Here is a 20214-nt window from a genome sequence, read left to right on the forward strand (position 1 = left end):
CCTTTCTTTTTTATTCTCTCTTTAACCTACATAGAAGTTAAAGAGGGAATAAAATGAAAACAGAAAAAGAAAAAATGATACTAGGAGAAATGTATATACCGACTGATCCAGTTGTAGTACAAGAGAGGGGGCAATCTCGTATATTAACAAGAAAGTTAAATGAAACATTAGAAGTAAAATTAGAATAACGTAGTAGAATCGTAAAAGAACTATTCGGAATGATTGGAGATAACAATTACATTGGCAAAAATTTTTACGCGAATTTTGAATGTACAATTTTAGATGTATGCCCAGTAACAATTGGAGATAATGTCGTTATCACATCTGGCGCAGTTGTAACGAAAGATGTGCCAGATTATGTAGTAGTTGGCGGGAATCCTGCAAAGATTATAAAAAAATAAAATAATATTTGAACGAAGTGCCTTCCTCGTCTGTATACATTTATGAAAGAATAGATAAGGGAGGCTTTTTTATGTCTAATAAATTACTTCTTACTTTTGCCTTAATTGGAACTATAGTTGTGTTTTCTTGTGGCTTGCTATTACCGATGCCAATCGGATTTAAAGTATCAATGATTACAGCTGGAGTTATGATGATTGTTATGTTTTTAATCATTATTCCATTTGATAGAAAACATATAGTAAGAAAAAATGGATATAAAATTGATTTTACAAAAACAAAAGTGTACTTTCGCTGGAATGTATTTGATACGATTTCAGCTTGCCTGGCAGTGTATGCATGTATATGTGTGCAAGTATTAAATATTTTAGTTTCAACCGGCGAGACAATTCAAAACCCGTATGTTCAATTTTTTACGAATCAATCACAAGTATGGATTATTGTCGCAAGTTGCTATTTAATTTCCCGTATTTCATTAACGTTAAAAGGAATAAAGGAGATCAAAAATCATGGCGCAGATTGGGATTGAGGAGGAACTTATGCTTGCGTATCAAAGTGGAGATAAGCAGGCTGGGGAAAAACTATACGTTTTAATCAAACCAGCGCTATACACATTTTTATATCGATTTAACCGAGATGAACAATTGAGTATCGACCTTGTCCAAGATACGTTTTTGACGCTAGAGCGTAAGAAACATATGTATGAACTTGAAAAAGGTAAAATAAAAACGTATTTATTTCAAATTGGTTATCGTCTTATGATCAATAAATTAAATAGGAGAAAAAAGTGGCGTACGCTTTTGCCATTTTTAGTGCCGATTCCGGAAAAAGAATTTTCTCACGAAGATCGGCTCACAGTAAGAGAAGCAATTTTGAAAGTTCCAGAAGAGCAAAGAGCGGTCCTAATCCTTTCTTATTATCATGACATGCAGCAAAAAGAAATTGCAGAGATATTAAACATTCCGATTGGAACGGTGAAATCGAGACTTCATAACGGAATAAAGAAATTGAAACAATTGCTGGAGGTGGATGAAATTGAGCGAAAATCCCTTTAAGAGTGAATGTAAATTAAAGCAGCATTTAGATAGTGATCATGTAGAGATACCAGATTTTCCAAAAACGGTAAGTCGCTTCGATCGATTAATCGGATTTCTTGGTTCTCCAGCGAAAGATCCTGTGGAGGCGACCATTGGGAATGATTTATCGGTTGTATTTCATGTGTCGTTATTAGTTGGGGTTCCAATTCTTTCCCTTGTTACGATACTCTTTGTGACGTTGTAAAGGATTGGCAAGGAGAGAAACCCGACCTCTATTTGACACGCCTATATAAATGATGGTATAAAGAAAAGTATATGAATAATTGAGCGTGGAAAGGGAGAAGTAGTGATCATTTCCCTGTTTTAGAGAGCTGATGGTCGGTGGAAATCAGCACATAGATGATCGCGAATTACGCCCCTAGAGCATCTTTTTTCGATTGAATTGTATTCAAAAGGGAAAAGACGGTGCTAAGCCGTTATGTAAATAAGGTGGTAGGCTTTTTTGGTCTGCAACTAGGGTGGTAACGCGATAATCAAAATCGTCCCTTATTTGAAGGGGCGATTTTTTTATGTTTTCAACCTTCACGCCAGTAATGAACTTAAAGGAGAGTATGTAGGATATGGGTATTTTACAAGATCTTGAATTTCGCGGTCTAATTAATCAGCAAACAGACGCTGAGGGACTTGAGCAATTATTAGAAAAAGAAAGCGTTAAATTATACTGTGGTTTCGATCCGACAGCGGATAGCTTACACATCGGTCATATGTTACCAGTATTAATGTTACGTCGTTTCCAATTAGCTGGTCATCAACCAATCGCACTTGTTGGCGGAGGTACTGGTATGATCGGTGACCCAAGTGGTAAAAAAGCAGAGCGTACATTAAATACGAAAGATACAGTTGCTTACTACACAGAAAGCATTAAAAACCAACTTTCAAACTTCTTAGAGTTCGAAAACGTGGACAACCCAGCAACAATGGCTAACAACTATGACTGGCTTGGTAACTTAGATGTAATTTCATTCTTACGCGATATCGGTAAAAACTTCGGTTTAAACTATATGTTAGCAAAAGATACAGTAGCATCTCGTTTAGATACTGGTATTTCATTCACTGAGTTCAGTTACATGATTTTACAATCATACGACTTCTTAAACTTATACCAACACCATAATTGCCGCCTGCAAATCGGTGGTAGTGACCAATGGGGTAACATTACAGCTGGTCTTGAATTAATCCGTAAATCAGAAGAAGATGCGAAAGCATTCGGTTTAACAATTCCACTAGTTACAAAATCTGACGGTACGAAGTTTGGTAAAACAGAAGGCGGCGCAATTTGGTTAGACCCAGAGAAAACAACTCCTTACGAGTTCTACCAATTCTGGATCAACACAGATGACCGCGATGTTGTTAAATACTTAAAATACTTCACATTCTTATCTCATGAAGAAATTCTTGAGCTTGAAAAGCAAGTAGCTGAAGCACCAGAAAAACGTGCAGCACAAAAAGCATTAGGTGCTGAAATGACAAAACTTGTTCACGGCGAAGAAGCATTAGAGCAAGCGATTAAAATTTCAGCTGCATTATTCAGCGGTTCTGTAGCAGAACTGACTGCAAGCGAAATCGAGCAAGGATTCAAAGACGTACCATCTGTAGAACGTACGGCAGAAGATACAGTATTAATCGACTTACTTGTAGAAAGCAAAATCTCTCCATCAAAACGTCAAGCACGTGAAGATGTAACGAACGGGGCAATCTACGTAAACGGTGAGCGTACACAAGCATTAGACTACGTTGTAACAGAAAACGACCGCATCGAAGGTAAATTCACAATCATTCGCCGCGGTAAAAAGAAATATTTCTTAATTCGTTACTAATCAGAAACGAATATAAAACAAATAGTACCCCGAATTGTAGGCTGAAAAGTTTATGATTCGGGGTTTTTATGTATGAATTTAGATTACCTTACGAGTTCTTGTAAATAGAATATGAAGAATTAATACGAGCATATAAAGTAAGCTAATGAGCATAACAATAAATGCTGTTGGATAAAATTTTGCCGCATATATAAAGAAATCGATTTGATAAATATCTTCGTAACTTGAAACGGTGCCTTTAAAGTAATTTGTAAACTTAGCGCTATATTTCCATTCATCAGGATCATCTATTAAATTACTTCCCTGATACCAATTAATAAGTGCGGAAGTAATAAACAACATACATGCACTACCTAATTGAACCATTTGATTTATTGTCAAAATGAATCAACCTCCTATTTTATGGTTATTATAGCGTGCATTCGTATTCTTGTAACCTTTTTGTTGTAATCTCCTTTTCGAGTTCATACGGAAATCACATGTAAGCGGTATGATAAATGTATAACAACTAGAAAGGAGTGGTAAAACAAAATGTCACTAGAAGCGCTCATTATTTTTTCTTTGCTAAACGCGGGTCAGCTTGCAGAGAATTCGAAGGTGGATGTACATAAAGAGCAGAAAGATGCTTATGTATATGTTCAACAAGAGGAAAATAAATAATTTTATTTTATATATAAACGAAAAAAGCCAATCCAGAGGATTGGCTTTTTGTCATTAACGAGAGTAGAACTCTACGATTAATGCTTCGTTGATTTCAGCTGCTAACTCAGAACGCTCAGCGTGACGAGTGTAAGTAGCTTCTAATTTATCAGCATCGAAAGTTAAGTATTCTGGTACGAAGTTGTTAACTTCGATCGCTTCTTTAACAACAACAAGGCTGTTAGATTTTTCGCGAACGCTGATTGTTTGACCAGGTTTTACACGGTAAGATGGGATATCTACGCGAGATCCATCAACTGTGATGTGGCCGTGGTTTACTAATTGGCGAGCTGCACGACGAGTGCGAGCTAAGCCCATACGGTAAACTAGGTTGTCAAGACGAGCTTCAAGAAGGATCATGAAGTTTTCGCCGTGCTTACCAGGCATTTTACCTGCTTGGTCAAATGTGCGACGGAATTGACGCTCAGTCATGCCGTACATGTGACGAAGTTTTTGTTTCTCTTGTAATTGTAAACCGTATTCTGAAAGTTTCTTACGTTGGTTAGGACCGTGAGGACCTGGTGCGTAAGGGCGTTTTTCTAATTCTTTTCCTGTGCCGCTTAGAGAGATTCCAAGACGACGAGACAGTTTCCAAGCTGGACCTGTATAACGAGCCATAGTTGACTCCTCCTTTAAAAATGTTTTTATTTACGTAAAATAAAAACAGACGTAATCGATATTTACGGGCATTTTGTTTTCATGTACCTTCGCTCCAGCAGCAGGGAGTTACGAGATACACCTCCGTAGAGGAACAAAATACAAACGATAAACTCACATTACAAGGCTGCCTTTTTATTTTACACAAACGCTATTATATCTTTTACCCAGAGTTTCGTCAAGCGAGTACGTTTTTGTTTTATGCATATAAATTTTGGAAATTAATAAGAAGGAATTTAAAACGATATAAAAGAAGTGATAGAAACACAAATAAAACGCTTACATAAAATGTAGTAAAAAATGTTCATTAATTTTTTGTTGATGAATATGCGGCGATAAAGTGAAACTTTACTCAGTGGTGGGGGCATCCCTCATCACTGAGTATTAGTTGAACGAATCGGGCTTTTATGGGCAGTTGATCCTCCACCTAACTTTTTTGCTTTCACTGAATTTTGATGTGGGGGCCTTACTGCCCGGCAAATAGCGGGATAAAAACATAAAAGGGGATGTTTTTATGAAAAAGAAGCATATGGAGACAGCGTTAATTCATCACGGGTATACATCTGAGGAACATAAAGGAAGTTTAACACCACCGTTATTTCAAACGTCTACATTTACATTTGAGACTGCGCAGCAAGGAGAGGCGAGTTTTGCGGGAGTGGATCCGTCTTATATTTACTCAAGACTTGGAAATCCAACTGTAAAATTATTTGAAGAACGTATGGCGGTGTTAGAAGGAGGAGAAGAAGCACTTGCTTTCGGATCCGGTATGGCAGCCATTTCCGCAACGTTAATTGGTTTTTTAAAAGCTGGAGATCATATTATTTGTTCAAATGGATTATACGGGTGCACGTACGGTTTTTTAGAAGTGTTAGAAGAGAAATTTATGATTACGCATTCGTTTTGTGATATGGAGACAGAGGCTGATATTGAAAATAAGATTCGCCCAAATACAAAGCTTATTTTCGTTGAAACACCGATTAATCCAACGATGAAATTAATCGATTTAAAACAAGTAATTCGGGTTGCGAAGCGAAATGGTTTACTTGTCATTGTTGATAATACGTTTTGTTCACCGTATTTACAAAGACCGCTTGAGCTTGGTTGTGACGCGGTTGTTCATAGTGCGACAAAATATATTGGTGGTCATGGCGATGTTGTGGCGGGTGTAACGATTTGTAAAACGAAAGCATTAGCTGAAAAAATTCGCCCGATGCGAAAAGATATCGGTGGTATTATGGCGCCGTTTGATGCGTGGTTATTGTTACGCGGATTAAAGACGTTAGCGGTAAGAATGGACCGTCATTGTGATAATGCCGAAAAAATTGTATCGTTCCTGAAAAATCATGATGCGGTCGAAGGTGTTTGGTATCCAGAAGGAGAGTTAGCATCTCGCCAAATGAAACGGGGCGGTGGTGTGATTTCTTTTTCAATTAAAGGCGGAAAAGAAGAGACGCAAGCGTTTATCAATGACCTTCACTTTATTACAATTGCCGTAAGTTTAGGGGATACAGAAACGTTAATTCAGCATCCGGCAACGATGACGCACGCTGCGATTCCAGCTGAGCTAAGACAAGAAATGGGTATTTACGATAATTTAATACGTTTATCTGTCGGTTTAGAATCATGGGAGGATATCGTTTCTGATTTAGAGCAGGCACTAAAGAAAATATCTACTGTTAGTAATCAATAAAAAAGAGTGAGCTATCGGTTTCGTACGTGATGTACGCAATCGATAACTCACTCTTTTCTTTTTTAAATATGTTTTAGGAGTGTTTCCACAAACTTTTCTAAATAGCGCTGATCTATTTCATCAAAACGATTTTTTTCAGGGCTATCAATATCAAGTACACCAATGACATTTCCTTCTTTCACGATCGGTACAACGATTTCTGAATTCGAAGCACTGTCGCAAGCGATATGTCCTGGAAATTGGTGAACGTCTGCTACAAGCTGCGTTGTTTTTGTTTCAGCTGCAACGCCGCAAACGCCTCGTCCAAATGGAATGCGCACGCAAGCAGGCATTCCTTGGAAAGGTCCAAGAACAAGCTGATTTCCGTCTGTTACATAAAAGCCAACCCAATTCACAAGATCTAAAAATTGATTTAATAATGCGGACGCATTTGATAAGTTTGCGACTACGTTCGGTTCGCCAGTTAATAATGCATCCAGTTGTTTAATTACTGTCTCGTATTGCTCTTCACGAGAACCTGCATAACTTTCTTTTGTAAACATGGAAACAACTCCCTTTTTATCGAGATGTGTAAAATATTAGCAAAATACGATGTATTTCACATGACTTTGTCGATAGAAAATTAAAGGAATTTGTCTTAAAAGTCAAGAAATTTAAACTATAGCTGTTCAGTGAGAGGAAGTGAGCGCATGAAACAGACGAAACAAAAAGTAATTGATGCGGCAATATCGTTGTTTAACACGAAAGGTTATGATGGAACGTCGGTGCGAGAAATTGCAAAGCGAGCGGATGTGAATGTAGCGAATATTTCATATTATTTTGCTGGAAAGCAAGGTTTATTAGAACAGCTTATTACTGACTTTTTAGAAGGATATATTCATGTGATTGAAATGTCGTTCGAACAGAGAGAATATTTGTCGGCTAAAGATGTGATGGTGCAAATGGTGCGCGGGATTTTACGATATCAATTTGAAAATAGGGAACTGACACGTTTCTTCTACCGAGAGCTTTCACTTGATACGACATTAATTCGCGAAGTGATGACCATTTACTTTTCTAAAGAAAGATATTATATAGAGCAAATGATTAGACAGGGACAAATGAAGCAGGAATTTAAAAAGGTATCTTTTACAATGTTTATGACGCAATTAAAAGGCATGATGAATATGCCGTTTTTATATCCGCAATATATATCAGAAGTGCTGCATTCTTTTCCGTCTGAGACATTTTTCATAGACATGTACACGAAAGAAATTGAGCAATGGATGGAGCAAACATTATGTATAACGAATATGTACTATGAATTGCCAAGAGCTGTTCATATGTGAAAAATCCCCACCTAACGAACTGAGGTGGGGATTTTTGTGCTTTCTTTCCTTTGCCATACATTGTTGCATAAGAGCGCGATAATTGTTAATGAGGCTCCGGCAATTTCAATTTTGTCGACTGTATAACCTCGAAAGATGGAACCGATAAGTGCAAGTACAGGAACTAAATTCATAAATAATATGCCGTTAATAGATGAAATATAGCGATTTCCTGTGTTCCAGCAAAATACAGCGATAACACCTGCAACAATCGACATATACAAGAGTTCAAAACGAACGCTCATAATTGTATGAAGTGACGGCATAGTAACGATGTTTGTGTAAGTGAAGAAAGTGACGATAACGATGAGTGAAACCGAGCCGAATAAACAAGTTAACGTCGTATATCGAAGTGGTGACCAAGATTGAAAACGAGCACCACCGTTCGTATAAATGACCCAGCAAGTAACGCCGCATAGCATAAGTATATTTGTTGAGAGGTGACTGGCAGCTCCAAATAATAAGTGAATATTTCCTTTTGAAATGACGAGCATAACACCGAGCAATGCAACGAACATACAAAGGAATGTGTAGTTTTGTGGGCGTTTGTTTTTTGTTATCCACTGCAATAATAAAGCGATGAGTGGCATAAGAGACTGAATCATCGCAGCATGAATGGCCCCAGAAGGCCCGGCAAGTTGTTGGCCGTAAAAAATGAGAAAACCATATCCAGCGAAACCGACTGTTCCGTAAAAGAATAACGAAAGTGTTCTTTTCTCTAAGCGGAGTGAAGTTTTTCCTTCAGTAATGAATAGCAAAATAAGAAAAATAATAGCTGCTGATCCGTATCGGATAGTTGTGAAGAAGAACGGATCAATAAACTGCAGGGCATTTGCCATGACAGGAAACATAAAACCCCAAGCCGTTACGGCAAGTAAGCATAGGAGGGATCCGAGTAGCATTTGTTTTTTGTCCAAGAGTATCTTTCCCCTTTACATTTCGTTATAGTAAGTTGATGAAATAAGTATAAAGAGTAATTGTTTATAGAAGGAAATATCGATTTTTTATGACAGTTATAACTTTATGTTAGAGGTGTGTAAGATGGATTTGGAGGCAGTACGATCGTTTATTGAAGTGAAGAATACGCGAAGTTTATCGAAGGCGAGTAAGCTTTTACATATTTCTCAACCGGCGCTTAGTAAGCAAATTCAAAGGTTAGAAGCGGATTTAGAGGTTACTTTACTGAAGCGTTCCGCGCAAGGAGTGGAATTAACAGAAGCTGGAGAGTTATTTATAACAAGAATGTTACCGATTTTGAAACACATATATGAAGTGAAAACCGAAATGAAGACTTTTCAAGAGAAGCGGAAAATTTCTATAGGTATATTGCCAAGTTTAGCAGCTCATTACATATCAAAATGTAAAGATGTATTAGGCGAAGAACTCGAAGTAGAATGGAAAATTGAGCATACGAAAGTACTAATGGGACTCTTTAAAGAACGGAAGATTGAAGCGATGTTCGTCGATTCAGTAGTAGAAGGCGCTACGTGTATAAAAGAAATGCGAGAAGAAAAAATTGTTTGTGTCGTTTCAAATGATCATCTTTATAAAGAGAAAACAGTTATCCGAATGGAAGATTTGCAAAATGAAAAGTTAATCGTATACCCAGAAATCTGTGATGTAAGGAAAATGATTACGAATATGTTTCAGGGGATAGGTGCGAAACCAATCATTGCATTTGAAACTTCTTATGCAGAACCGATGCTTGCGATGGTCGGAGCTGGACTAGGTATTACGTTACTTTCAGAAATGTCAGTAAAGCAAGCGGTAAAGCAAGGGAATGTGCATGCGATTTCTATTGAACCACCACTTGCACGCAAAATTTATTTCGTATCCCATATGGAAGAGAACCCGTTATTGCAATCATTTGATGATGGAAGCTAATCCAAACAGAAGATTGAGAAAGATTACAATTGCATTGAAAGAAACATGAAATTTTAAAAAAAACTAGGTCAAAAACAAGCCATTACATGGTATGATTAGTACATTGTTAGTTGTTAAATATAGGGGGATTCCCTTTTTATACATAATGCCTTCCATTTCATAAACGGAACGGACAAAAAAAGAGATATAACTAGGAGGCTTTTTTGCATGGATTCTATCCTGACGATCGTTATCATTGTAGTAAGCTCTATTCTAGTGCTGCTCATGATAGAGCTTGTGATAAGAAATCGTTCATATAAAGATATTGAAGCACTGGAGCAGTGGAAACAAGAGATAAAAGATAAACCTGTGGCAGATGAACTAAAACGGGTGAAAGATTTAAACATGACGGGTCAAACAGAAGAACTGTTTGGTAAATGGCGTGAAGAATGGGATGAGATTGTATCAACAACCCTTCCGAAAGCAGACAAAGATTTAGCGCAAGCGCGAAAATTCGCCTCGCAATTCTCCTTCCGAAAAGCAAAGCATGCGATGAATGAATCCATAAGTGGTTTAGATGACGCTGATAATCGTATTACAGATATTTTAAATGAATTACAGCAATTGTTAGAAAGCCATGAAAAAAATAGCTCGGAAATTGAAGAGTTACGTGATACATATCGTAGTATGAAGAAGAGTGTTCTTGCTCATAGACATATGTATGGAGCAGCAGAGCAGAAAATCGAAGAGATGCTAGATGCTGAATCTAATAAGTTTAAAAGCTTTGAAGAGGCAACAGATAATGGTGACTATTTAAAAGCGAGAGAAATTGTTATTAGTTTAGAAGAAGGTTTGGCAAGCTTAGAAATCATTATTCATCAAATTCCGGATTTATTGGTAGAGTGTCAAGCGACGTTACCAGTTCAGCTGGAAGATTTATTACAAGGACATAATGATATGGTAAGACAAGGTTATGTATTAGAGTATTTGGAAGTCCCTAAAGAAGTTCGTGATATGACGACACAACTACACACATGTTTAATGGATATACAGGAGCTTCATATAACAGAAGCCGCTGAAAAAGTAGAAAACTTAAAAACGCGTTTAGATGGCTTCTATGATCAACTGGAACAAGAAGTACATGCGAGACATTATGTGGAGCAAAAAACACTTTCTGTTTATGAAGACTTAGAAGAAATTCGTACTGAAACGATTGAAACAAAAGCAGAAACACAACTTGTGAAACAAAGTTATCAGCTACAAGATAAGGACATTGAGTCTCAAAAAGTAATTGAAAAGCAAATGCATATTTTAACGAAACGTTTTGAAATGCTGCGATTACGCGTTGCGGAACAAGATATAGCCTTCTCTATTATTCGTGAGGAACTAGAAGAGGTTTATGAGCAATGTGAAACGTTAAAAGTACTTCATGCAGAATATAAAGAAATGCTGCAAACGATGCGTAAAGAAGAATTTGAAGCACGTGAGAAGTTACAAGAAATGCGAAATATCATTTTTGAAACGAAACGTTTTATGCAAAAGTCGAATTTGCCAGGTCTTCCAGAAAGCATTATGGAAGATTTACAAAGAGGACAAATGGCAATGCAAGCTGTATATGAACAGTTAGAAGTGAAACCGTTAAATATGAATGCTGTAAATAGCAGTTTAGAAGAAGCGTACACAACTGTTAATGGTGTAGCTGAAATGACAGAAGAGTTAATTGGACAAGCGTATTTAGTTGAAAAATTAATTCAATACGGTAATCGTTACCGCAGTCATGATGAGAACCTTGCAGAGAGCTTAAATTATGCGGAGAAATTATTCCGTGAATATCAATACGATGCAGCTTTAGAACAAGCGGCTTCTGTACTAGAGCAACTTGAACCTGGCGTTGTTCAAAAAATAGCTGAATATGTGGACAATGAACAAACCCTTTCATAAGGGTTTGTTTTTTTGTGTAATTTTGGGGACGATGTTGCTATAATGAATAGCGGAATACAGTAAGGTTATTCGTTTTAAAATATAGTGAAACTGTAGTCAGTAGGGTCATCCTCGCTAATTATCGGCCTTCACAATCGGGATAAAATGGAACCTTTGAGTAGTCTTAGCGTAATTACACGTATTTGTGATATGATTATATGATGTGATAGCGCTGAAAGGGGAAGAACGATGATCTATTTTGATAATAGTGCGACGACGAAGCCATATCCAGAAGCCCTTCAATCGTACGTAACGGTTGCTGGAAAATATTTTGGAAACCCTTCTTCTATTCATTCGCTTGGGGGAGAGGCAGAGCGTCTATTAACACAATCGAGAACGATTGCAGCGCAGCTTCTTCACGTTAAACCTTCTGAGATTATTTTCACATCAGGTGGAACGGAAGGGAATAACCTTGCGATTAAAGGAATAGCGATGAGGAATCGTTCGCGCGGTAAACATATCATTACAACAAATATTGAACACGCGTCTGTGTTTGAAGCATATAAACAATTAGAAGATCTCGGTTTTGATGTAACATATTTACCGGTTAATGAGCATGGTGTTGTATCGGTAGAGGATGTAAAACGAGCACTTCGTGAAGATACGATTCTTGTGTCAATTATTCACGTGAACAACGAGACTGGAGCAATTCAGCCTGTTGCTGAAATTGGAACGTTATTATCGAACTATCCGAAAATAAGATTCCATGTGGACCATGTACAAGGGATAGGAAAAGTACCGCTTGATTTATATGCTTCTCATATTGATCTTTGCTCAATATCTGGACATAAATTCCACAGTGTAAAAGGAACGGGTCTTCTTTATGTACGTGATGGCGTAAGGTTAGATCCAATTTTATCAGGTGGTCAACAAGAGCTTAAGTATCGCTCTGGTACAGAAAACTTACCTGGCATTGTAGCGATGGTGAAAGCACTTCGCATGACAATGGAACAAGTGAAAGAAAAGATAGCTCATTTGCACAATTTACAAACAGAGCTTGTCCGTTTCTTTAAAGAGATGGAAGATGTAACGATCAATACGTCGCTTGCATATGCAGCACCGCACATTTTAAATGTGTCATTTGTGGGTTTAAAACCAGAAGTGGTCGTTCATGCTTTAGAAGAGCACGGTGTATATGTATCGACGAAGTCTGCTTGTTCTTCAAAAGCAAATGAAGTGAGCAGAGTGTTAGTGTCAATGGGAGTACCCCATGCCGCTGCTGCAAGTGCTATTCGCATTAGTTTGGCACCAGAAAACACGATGGAAGAAGTAAAACAATTTGAAGGTATTGTGAAAGAGACGATGCCAAAATTATATGAAGTGATGAGGTAAAGGAATATGATGACATATGAATATATTTTAGTTCGTTATGGAGAGATGACGACTAAAGGTAAGAACCGTTCTAAATTTGTAAGCACATTGAAAGATAACGTAAAGTTCAAACTGAAAAAGTTCCCAAATATTAAAATCGATGCAACGCATGACCGTATGTACATTCAATTAAATGGCGAAGATCATGAAGCAATTTCTGAAAGATTGAAAGATGTATTCGGTATTCATAAGTTTAACTTAGCGATGAAAGTACCATCAGAATTAGAAGATATTAAAAAGGGTGCATTAGCAGCTTTCTTACAAGTAAAAGATGATGTGAAAACATTTAAAATTACAGTGCACCGTTCTGATAAGCGCTTCCCAATGAAGACGATGGAGTTACTTCCAGAAATCGGTGGACACATTTTAGAAAATACAGAGGATATCACAGTAGATGTTCATAATCCAGATGTGAATGTACGTATAGAAATTCGCAGTGGTTACAGCTATATTATGTGTGGTGAGCATATGGGAGCTGGTGGTTTGCCAGTTGGTGTTGGCGGAAAAGTAATGGTACTTCTTTCTGGTGGTATCGATAGCCCAGTAGCAACGTACTTAACGATGAAACGCGGCGTGTCTGTGGAAGCAGTTCATTTCCATAGCCCACCTTTCACAAGCGAGCGTGCGAAACAAAAAGTAATCGATTTAGCACAAGAGTTAACGAAGTACTGTAAACGTGTAACGCTTCACCTTGTTCCATTTACAGAAGTGCAAAAAACGATTAATAAAGAAATTCCATCTAGCTATTCAATGACAGTTATGCGCCGTATGATGATGCGTATTACAGAGCGTATCGCAGAGGAGCGTAATGCACTTGCCATCACGACTGGTGAAAGTCTTGGACAAGTAGCAAGCCAAACATTAGATAGTATGCATACGATTAACGAAGTAACAAACTATCCAGTTATTCGTCCACTTATTACGATGGATAAATTAGAAATTATTAAAATCGCTGAAGAAATCGGCACATATGATATTTCAATTCGTCCGTACGAAGATTGCTGTACAGTATTCACACCAGCAAGCCCAGCGACGAAGCCGAAGCGTGAAAAAGCGAATCGTTTTGAAGCGAAATACGATTTCACACCATTAATCGATGAAGCTGTAGCGAACAAAGAAACAATTGTATTACAAACGGTAGAAGTAGTGGCGGAAGAAGACAAATTCGAAGAACTTTTCTAAAACCATAAATTACCATATCTAAAACGTGTATGAAGTCATGTTATTTATCACACTCTATACTCACAAGGAGGTGATATAACATGTCACGTAGCACAAATAAATTAGCGGTTCCTGGTGCTGAATCAGCATTAGACCAAATGAAATACGAAATCGCTCAAGAGTTTGGTGTTCAACTTGGAGCAGATGCAACAGCTCGCGCTAACGGTTCTGTTGGTGGTGAAATCACTAAACGTCTAGTTTCACTAGCTGAGCAACAATTAGGCGGTTACCAAAAATAATCCCATATAAGATGGCTTAGAAAGAGCGGGTTTTCCCGCTCTTTCTTTTTGTTGTTTGCATCGGTATACATTCATTTCGACATAGACATAAAAAATTTGTCAAAAGAAGAGGGTTCAAAATTAACTGAAAATTCTTTATTATATAAGAGAGGCATAGAAATGGAGGAGGATATTGTATGAAGAGAGAGGAATTGTTGGCGCCACCGTCTTATAATTTAGTTTCTGAAATAGAGAAATATACAGGTGATAAAGATAAGCTTGCTTTAATTTGGCAAGATGATAAAGGGAATAGACGAGAAGTTACATACGCTGAGCTTATGAAAGGTGCGAATAAAATTGGAAACGCTTTTATAAAGAGTGGTCTGCAAAAAGGGGACAAGCTCCTCATTATGATGCCGCGCTTAATTGAAGCGTACATGACGTATATCGCTGCGATTAAAGCAGGATTTGTCGTAATTCCGAGTTCGGAAATGTTGCGCAAAAAGGATATAGAATATCGCATTGGGCACGGGGAAGTAAAAGCAATCGTAAGTTATGAGCCGTACATTGGGCAGTTTGATGATATAGAAGCGATGGAATCTCTTCAAAAATTCGTTCTGAGCGAGCAGTCAGTAGATGGATGGATTAATTTAAAAACAGCGTTAGAAACAGAAAGTGACCTGTTAGAAATGGCGAAGACAGATAAAGAAGATATGGTCTTTTTATCTTACACGTCAGGAACGACAGGAAATCCAAAAGGTGTTGTTCATACGCATGCATGGGCATACGCTCATTTGCGCACGAGCGCTCAAAATTGGCTCGGAATTGAAGAGGATGATGTTGTATGGGCGACGGCTAGTCCAGGTTGGCAAAAGTGGATTTGGAGCCCGTTTTTAGCAACTCTCGGATCAGGAGCGACAGGATTTGTATACAACGGTAAATTTGAACCGAAAACATATTTAAATTTATTAGACGATAATAAGGTGAATGTACTTTGTTGTACGCCGACTGAGTATAGATTAATGGCAAAAGTAGAAAGTTTAAGCCAGTACAATTTAGAAGCGTTACATAGCGCTGTATCCGCAGGTGAGCCATTAAATAGAGAAGTCATTGAAACGTTCCAAAAGCACTTTAATATTACAGTAAGAGACGGCTACGGGCAAACGGAAAATACATTGCTTGTTGGTGTAATGAAAGGAATGGATATTAGACCAGGATCAATGGGAAAACCAACGCCAGGCAACCACGTTGATATTGTAGATGAGGAAGGTATTCCGGTACAGGTAGGAGAAGTTGGTGATATTGCAGTTCACATTGAAACACCAGCCCTCTTTAAACAATATTATAAAGACGATGAGCGCACAGCGATGCAATTCTGCGGTGATTATTATATTACCGGTGATAAAGCGAAGAAAGATGAAGACGGCTATTTCTGGTTTGAAGGGCGCGGTGATGATATTATTATTAGCTCTGGTTATACAATTGGGCCGTTTGAAGTAGAAGATGCGCTCGTAAAACATCCTTATGTAAGAGAGTGTGCGGTTGTCGCAAGCCCTGATGAAATTCGCGGAAGTGTCGTGAAGGCATTTATCGTATTAAGAGAGAATATAGACAAGAATGAAGAAACATTAATTCCAGTACTCCAACAACACGTCAAAGAACTCACTGCACCATATAAATACCCTCGCAAAATTGAATTTGTAGATGAACTACCAAAAACGATTTCCGGAAAAATTCGCCGTATTGAGCTTAGAAAGCAAGAGATGGAGATTCCGTCAAAATAATTTTAAAAACAGTGAAGGAAATAGTTGAATGAAATGCCAAACAATGATAATATAAAAACGAACACAAGTTCGATTTTTATAAACTTAAAAAAGAGGTGTCCGTATGATTTTAGGTATTAATCCGTACTTAGTTTTAGATGGTAGTGGGCAAGAGGCTGTACAGTTTTATAAAGAGGCGTTAGACGCAAAAGTAGAAATCATGCAAACTTTTGGTGACATGCCTGAAAATCCAGAATACCCGATTCCAGCTGAAGCAAAAGAGCGCGTTTTACATGCTACTTTAAAAGTTGGTAATACGGACCTTATGATTTCTGATACATTCCCAGGTCAAGGGCATGCAATCGGATCTCAAGTAACAATTGCAATTCAAATTAGTAATGCAGAAAAAGCGAAAGAAGTATTCGAAAAGTTACAAGAGGGTGGAGAAGTTATTATGCCACTTCAAGAAACGTTCTGGAGCCCAGCATACGGACAACTTAAAGATAAATTTAGCATTGAATGGCAAATCACAACGAACCCTACTGAACAAAAGTAATTTTTAGAAAAGCACCATTTTTAATCGAAATGGTGCTTTTTTTATACGCTCTAATTTCGTAGACTAAAGGGAAAAGGGGGATGAGCATATGGGAGAAATTTGGTATGGCGGCACCATTTACACGATGCGAGAAGAGAATGAAAAAGTAGAAGCTATTTATGTTGAAAAGGGCATGATTGTTGATGCTGGGAGTAAGGAAGAGCTAGAAAGTCGATATTCAGACGTGAAGTTGTATGACTTAAAAGGCAAAACGATGATCCCAGGTCTCGTTGATAGTCATATGCATCTTATTGGGCACGGGGAGAGGTTACTCCGTCTAGACTTATCAAATTGTACATCTTATAGCGAAGTGTTGACTCTTGTTCAGAAGCGAGTAGAAGAAACGCCAAAAGGTTCTTGGGTTATTGGAGAAGGCTGGAATGAAAATAATTTTACAGATACAAAACAAGTTCATGTACGTGATTTAGATGAAATCTCTAAAGAACACCCCATTTTATTAAAGCGCGTTTGTCGCCACGTTACATGGGTGAATTCATACATATTGCAAGAAGCGAACATAACAGAAACGACGCAAGACCCGAAAGGAGGAAAAGTCGGCCGGGACGCATTGAATAATTTAACAGGGCTTTTATATGAACAAGGACAAGAACTAATAAAACATGTTCAGCCTGAAATTGATGAAGCCTACTTACAAAGAGCTCTGCAAACAGCGATTAAAGATTGCTGGCAATACGGACTCGTCGGTGGGCATACGGAAGATTTAAATTATTACGGTGGTTTTAGAAAAACGCATAATGCGTTTTCTCATGTTATAAAAGAAATGCCCTTTAAAGCGCATTTGCTCGTTCACCATGAAGTGGCACATGAGCGAAAAGAATATGAAAATGAGCATTATATTGAATTTGGAGCGATGAAAATTTTTTCTGATGGCTCTTTTGGCGGAAGAACAGCTTTATTAAGTGAACCGTATGAAGATGCGCAGGAAACAAATGGAGTTGCAATCTTCTCACGTGAAGAGCTTGCGGAGTTAGTGAAAAAAGCACGGGATTTACATATGCCAGTTGCGATTCATACAATAGGTGATTTATCGCTTGAATATGTCATTGATGCACTTGAATTATATCCACCAGCAGAAGGGTTTCGCGATCGTATTATTCATTGTCAGTTAGCTCGTGAAGAATTGATTGAGAGAATGCAACACTTGCCGGCTATTATCGATATTCAGCCCGTCTTTGTGTCATCGGACTTCCCATCAGTCATTGAAAAACTAGGCGAGCATCGTCTTCGATATGCATATGCTTGGAAGACGTTACTAGAAGCGGAATTACACTGCAACGGTGGGTCTGACGCGCCAATTGAACAAGTGAATCCGTTTTTAGGCATATATAGTGCTGTTACACGTAGAAGTTTTATTGACGGCGTATGCTATATGCCAGAGGAAAGATTAACGGTATATGAAGCTATCTCTTTATTTACAACAGGAAGTGCCTATGCAATCGGAAAAGAAGCGAAGCGAGGGAAAATCGCAAAGGGATATGAAGCGGACTTTACGATATTAGATCGAAATATTTTTGAAATAGAAGTAGCAGAAATAAAAGAAGTACAAGCAGCGATGACTGTAATTGATGGGAAGATTGTGTATAGAAAAGAAGCGTGAAAATATATCAGCGATTTTCGGAATATATCGACCGCAACTTGAAATATATCAGCGATTATTGGAATATATCAACCGCAAACCGGAATATATCAGCGATTATTAAAATATATCGACTTATCGACAAGAAATGACAAAAATGGCGGCCGATAGCGAGAGAAATAAAAAACCGCCGAATTATGGAATATCATAATTCGGCGGTTTTTTTCATGTTATAAAAATGTTCTCTGTACTTTTTCCCAGAAGGAATTGTTTTTTAATTTAACTGTTTTAATTTGTTTATCGCTTAAGCGTACAACAGCTTTTTCCACTTGTTTAATGCTAAGCGCTTCATTATCCAGACCGATAACAGGATAATCGTTACCGTCTGGTTTTAGTTTTAAAGTTAATGTACGTTCGTGATTTAAAATGAACGGTGAACCGAGCGTACGGTATGTGTTGTTATTTAATGATGCTAGTTCGCTTACTTGGAAGCACGGAATAAGTGGATCAACAACCGCGCCATGTAATGATTTATTGTAAGCTGTACTTCCTGTTGGGGTAGAAACAACTAAACCGTCCCCTCTAAATGTTTCGAAATATAGATCATCAACGTGAACGTCTACAACGAATGTTTTAATGATGCTAGAACGTAATGAGAACTCATTTAAACAATAGAAAGATGTACCGTGATCTACATCTACCTGAATTGTTGGATATTTACGCACTTCAATTTCATTTTTTGTAATTTCTTGAAGGGCTGTATCAACGTGATCAATATGGAAATCGCAGTAGAAAGAAATCTCATCTTTCGTAGAAATCCCTGCGTATAAGCAATCTTCTCTAAAACCAGTTTTACGAACGGCTTGTAAGAAAGTTGCATCATCTCCAACACTGACGATAGCGTTTGCATTTTTTGGATGATCTAATATGGTAAATCCATTCTCTTCTAAAATACGATAGATTGGTTTCATTTTTTCAACGAGCGTTGCTTTGTCATCACCATAAAAGAAAAATAAATTGCGACGATCTGCCATTATGTATCCCTCCACTGCAGTTAAATTTTCTGTTCTTCGTGCTACATATCACCCAAATACATTCTTGAAGATATGTTCAAATAATATATTTCGATATAAAATGTCAAAACACCTTTTGTTTTTAGAAAAATTTTTATTTTCAATCTTATGAAACGCTGTTTAATGATGAATAAACTTGTCGATAATGGGTATGGAGTGAAAGGATGATACGTATGAAGTGGCTCGTAATTGGAATGATAATTCTTCTCCTTTTTATTTTGCTTATACTATTGTCGAAAATAAAGCTTAAAGTGACATTTTTATATTCAGAAATGGAAAAGCAATGTTTGTTTCAAGTGAAAATATGGATGATTCGATACACGTTTGATGTATTGGAGAGAATTGAAAAACAACAGAAAAAGACAGGACAAAAGATTAAGAAAGCTGAAGAGGATGGCGGAATTGATAATAAAATTATGGCACAACTTGATAGTATAGGGGAACTGATAAAAAAGCTGCAAGAAGTTCATACTATCGTTAAAGATTTTCTCAAACGAGTAAAAATCAATGGTTGGAAATGGCACACCCAAATTGGAGCAGGTGATGCAGCTAGTACTGGAATTGTCACTGGATATGCATGGGGGACAAAAGGAATGGCTGCTGGATTTATAGGACAATATATGCATATTGTCGACGTACCAGAATTTGAAATTACCCCTGTTTTTCAAGGGAAAGGATTTGCATCAAGATGTGAGTTAACAGCATCTTTTCGTATATTTCGTGCTATAAAAACAGGTATCAAATTACTCGTATTTATGAGAAGACAAAGATCTGGTGCGACTGAAAAATCTGTTCAAGTATAGG

At 37.6% G+C, this 20214-nt stretch carries 22 protein-coding genes, 1 pseudogene and 1 other annotated feature; of the genes and pseudogenes, 18 read left to right on the plus strand and 5 right to left on the minus strand.

Features of this window, described 5'->3' with window-relative positions; genetic code table 11:
- Positions 1 to 53: 53 nt before the first annotated feature.
- The 6 genes and pseudogenes from QCI46_RS29855 to tyrS all read left to right on the plus strand — a co-directional run bounded on the left by QCI46_RS29855 (position 54) and on the right by tyrS (position 3313).
- A complete protein-coding gene (locus QCI46_RS29855) occupies positions 54 to 188 on the plus strand; it encodes a maltose acetyltransferase domain-containing protein (RefSeq protein ID WP_483299010.1) in 135 nt (44 codons plus the stop codon).
- Between the two features lie 102 nt (positions 189 to 290).
- Positions 291 to 395: pseudogene (locus QCI46_RS29860) on the plus strand (acetyltransferase); the annotation flags it as partial.
- Positions 396 to 472: 77 nt separating this feature from the next.
- On the plus strand, positions 473 to 928 hold the full coding sequence (locus tag QCI46_RS04070; RefSeq protein WP_353839655.1) for a hypothetical protein: 456 nt from the start codon (positions 473 to 475) through the stop codon (positions 926 to 928).
- Positions 909 to 1454 carry an RNA polymerase sigma factor gene (locus QCI46_RS04075; protein ID WP_000057185.1) on the plus strand — a complete coding sequence of 182 codons (546 nt, stop codon included), beginning with the start codon at positions 909 to 911 and terminating at the stop codon, positions 1452 to 1454. The genes QCI46_RS04070 and QCI46_RS04075 overlap by 20 nt, the downstream gene beginning before the upstream one ends.
- Complete coding sequence (locus tag QCI46_RS04080) at positions 1435 to 1680, plus strand: hypothetical protein (RefSeq protein WP_088609306.1); 246 nt, start codon at positions 1435 to 1437, stop codon at positions 1678 to 1680. Before QCI46_RS04075 ends, QCI46_RS04080 begins: the two co-directional genes overlap by 20 nt.
- A 77-nt stretch (positions 1681 to 1757) precedes the next feature.
- Positions 1758 to 1986 (plus strand) — a binding site (T-box leader).
- A 70-nt stretch (positions 1987 to 2056) separates the two neighbouring features.
- Entirely contained in the window at positions 2057 to 3313 is a 1257-nt protein-coding gene (gene tyrS, locus QCI46_RS04085; RefSeq protein ID WP_353839656.1) for a tyrosine--tRNA ligase, read from the plus strand.
- Positions 3314 to 3391: 78 nt separating this feature from the next.
- Here tyrS and QCI46_RS04090 read toward each other — a convergent pair whose 3' ends face one another.
- Entirely contained in the window at positions 3392 to 3694 is a 303-nt protein-coding gene (locus QCI46_RS04090; protein WP_353839657.1) for a YjdJ family protein, read from the minus strand.
- Between the two features lie 150 nt (positions 3695 to 3844).
- On the opposite strand from QCI46_RS04090, the gene QCI46_RS04095 reads away from it, so the two are divergent.
- A complete protein-coding gene (locus QCI46_RS04095; protein ID WP_087985417.1) occupies positions 3845 to 3973 on the plus strand; it encodes a transporter in 129 nt (42 codons plus the stop codon).
- Positions 3974 to 4027: 54 nt separating this feature from the next.
- Here QCI46_RS04095 and rpsD read toward each other — a convergent pair whose 3' ends face one another.
- Entirely contained in the window at positions 4028 to 4630 is a 603-nt protein-coding gene (gene rpsD, locus QCI46_RS04100) for a 30S ribosomal protein S4 (RefSeq protein ID WP_000135322.1), read from the minus strand.
- A gap of 553 nt (positions 4631 to 5183) precedes the next feature.
- On the opposite strand from rpsD, the gene megL reads away from it, so the two are divergent.
- Positions 5184 to 6362, plus strand: a complete 1179-nt coding sequence (megL, locus tag QCI46_RS04105) for a methionine gamma-lyase (RefSeq protein ID WP_000726583.1) — start codon at positions 5184 to 5186, stop codon at positions 6360 to 6362.
- Between the two features lie 62 nt (positions 6363 to 6424).
- Here megL and QCI46_RS04110 read toward each other — a convergent pair whose 3' ends face one another.
- Positions 6425 to 6904, minus strand: a complete 480-nt coding sequence (locus tag QCI46_RS04110; protein ID WP_353839658.1) for a GAF domain-containing protein — start codon at positions 6902 to 6904, stop codon at positions 6425 to 6427.
- Positions 6905 to 7051: 147 nt separating this feature from the next.
- Between QCI46_RS04110 and refZ the strand changes: the two genes are divergently transcribed.
- Positions 7052 to 7690, plus strand: coding sequence for a forespore capture DNA-binding protein RefZ (refZ, locus tag QCI46_RS04115; protein ID WP_000814938.1), 639 nt, complete (start codon positions 7052 to 7054; stop codon positions 7688 to 7690).
- An 11-nt stretch (positions 7691 to 7701) separates the two neighbouring features.
- On the opposite strand, the gene QCI46_RS04120 is transcribed toward refZ, so the two are convergent.
- Positions 7702 to 8646 carry a DMT family transporter gene (locus QCI46_RS04120; RefSeq protein ID WP_137051916.1) on the minus strand — a complete coding sequence of 315 codons (945 nt, stop codon included), beginning with the start codon at positions 8644 to 8646 and terminating at the stop codon, positions 7702 to 7704.
- A gap of 124 nt (positions 8647 to 8770) precedes the next feature.
- On the opposite strand from QCI46_RS04120, the gene QCI46_RS04125 reads away from it, so the two are divergent.
- The 8 genes from QCI46_RS04125 to QCI46_RS04160 all read left to right on the plus strand — a co-directional run bounded on the left by QCI46_RS04125 (position 8771) and on the right by QCI46_RS04160 (position 18358).
- Complete coding sequence (locus QCI46_RS04125) at positions 8771 to 9613, plus strand: LysR family transcriptional regulator (protein WP_353839659.1); 843 nt, start codon at positions 8771 to 8773, stop codon at positions 9611 to 9613.
- Between the two features lie 207 nt (positions 9614 to 9820).
- On the plus strand, positions 9821 to 11533 hold the full coding sequence (gene ezrA, locus QCI46_RS04130) for a septation ring formation regulator EzrA (protein WP_060486568.1): 1713 nt from the start codon (positions 9821 to 9823) through the stop codon (positions 11531 to 11533).
- Between the two features lie 228 nt (positions 11534 to 11761).
- The gene (locus QCI46_RS04135) at positions 11762 to 12904 is read left to right on the plus strand and encodes a cysteine desulfurase family protein (RefSeq protein WP_073516726.1); all 1143 of its coding nucleotides are present in this window, start codon (positions 11762 to 11764) and stop codon (positions 12902 to 12904) included.
- Between the two features lie 6 nt (positions 12905 to 12910).
- Complete coding sequence (gene thiI / locus QCI46_RS04140; protein ID WP_088123518.1) at positions 12911 to 14125, plus strand: tRNA uracil 4-sulfurtransferase ThiI; 1215 nt, start codon at positions 12911 to 12913, stop codon at positions 14123 to 14125.
- A gap of 80 nt (positions 14126 to 14205) precedes the next feature.
- Positions 14206 to 14403 carry an alpha/beta-type small acid-soluble spore protein gene (locus QCI46_RS04145; protein ID WP_000091640.1) on the plus strand — a complete coding sequence of 66 codons (198 nt, stop codon included), beginning with the start codon at positions 14206 to 14208 and terminating at the stop codon, positions 14401 to 14403.
- 176 nt (positions 14404 to 14579) lie between these two features.
- On the plus strand, positions 14580 to 16166 hold the full coding sequence (mbcS, locus tag QCI46_RS04150) for an acyl-CoA synthetase MbcS (RefSeq protein WP_353839660.1): 1587 nt from the start codon (positions 14580 to 14582) through the stop codon (positions 16164 to 16166).
- A gap of 103 nt (positions 16167 to 16269) precedes the next feature.
- Positions 16270 to 16701, plus strand: coding sequence for a VOC family protein (locus QCI46_RS04155; protein WP_048544430.1), 432 nt, complete (start codon positions 16270 to 16272; stop codon positions 16699 to 16701).
- An 88-nt stretch (positions 16702 to 16789) separates the two neighbouring features.
- Entirely contained in the window at positions 16790 to 18358 is a 1569-nt protein-coding gene (locus QCI46_RS04160) for an amidohydrolase (protein ID WP_353839661.1), read from the plus strand.
- Between the two features lie 209 nt (positions 18359 to 18567).
- On the opposite strand, the gene QCI46_RS04165 is transcribed toward QCI46_RS04160, so the two are convergent.
- Positions 18568 to 19371 (minus strand): NAD kinase, encoded by an 804-nt coding sequence (locus QCI46_RS04165; RefSeq protein WP_172553993.1) that lies wholly within the window; start codon positions 19369 to 19371, stop codon positions 18568 to 18570.
- A 203-nt stretch (positions 19372 to 19574) separates the two neighbouring features.
- Between QCI46_RS04165 and QCI46_RS04170 the strand changes: the two genes are divergently transcribed.
- On the plus strand, positions 19575 to 20213 hold the full coding sequence (locus QCI46_RS04170; RefSeq protein WP_353839662.1) for a DUF2953 domain-containing protein: 639 nt from the start codon (positions 19575 to 19577) through the stop codon (positions 20211 to 20213).
- The last annotated feature ends 1 nt before the right edge of the window (position 20214 follow it).

Source organism: Bacillus cereus group sp. RP32 (assembly GCF_040459735.1).
Classification (GTDB): Bacteria; Bacillota; Bacilli; order Bacillales; family Bacillaceae_G; genus Bacillus_A; species Bacillus_A wiedmannii.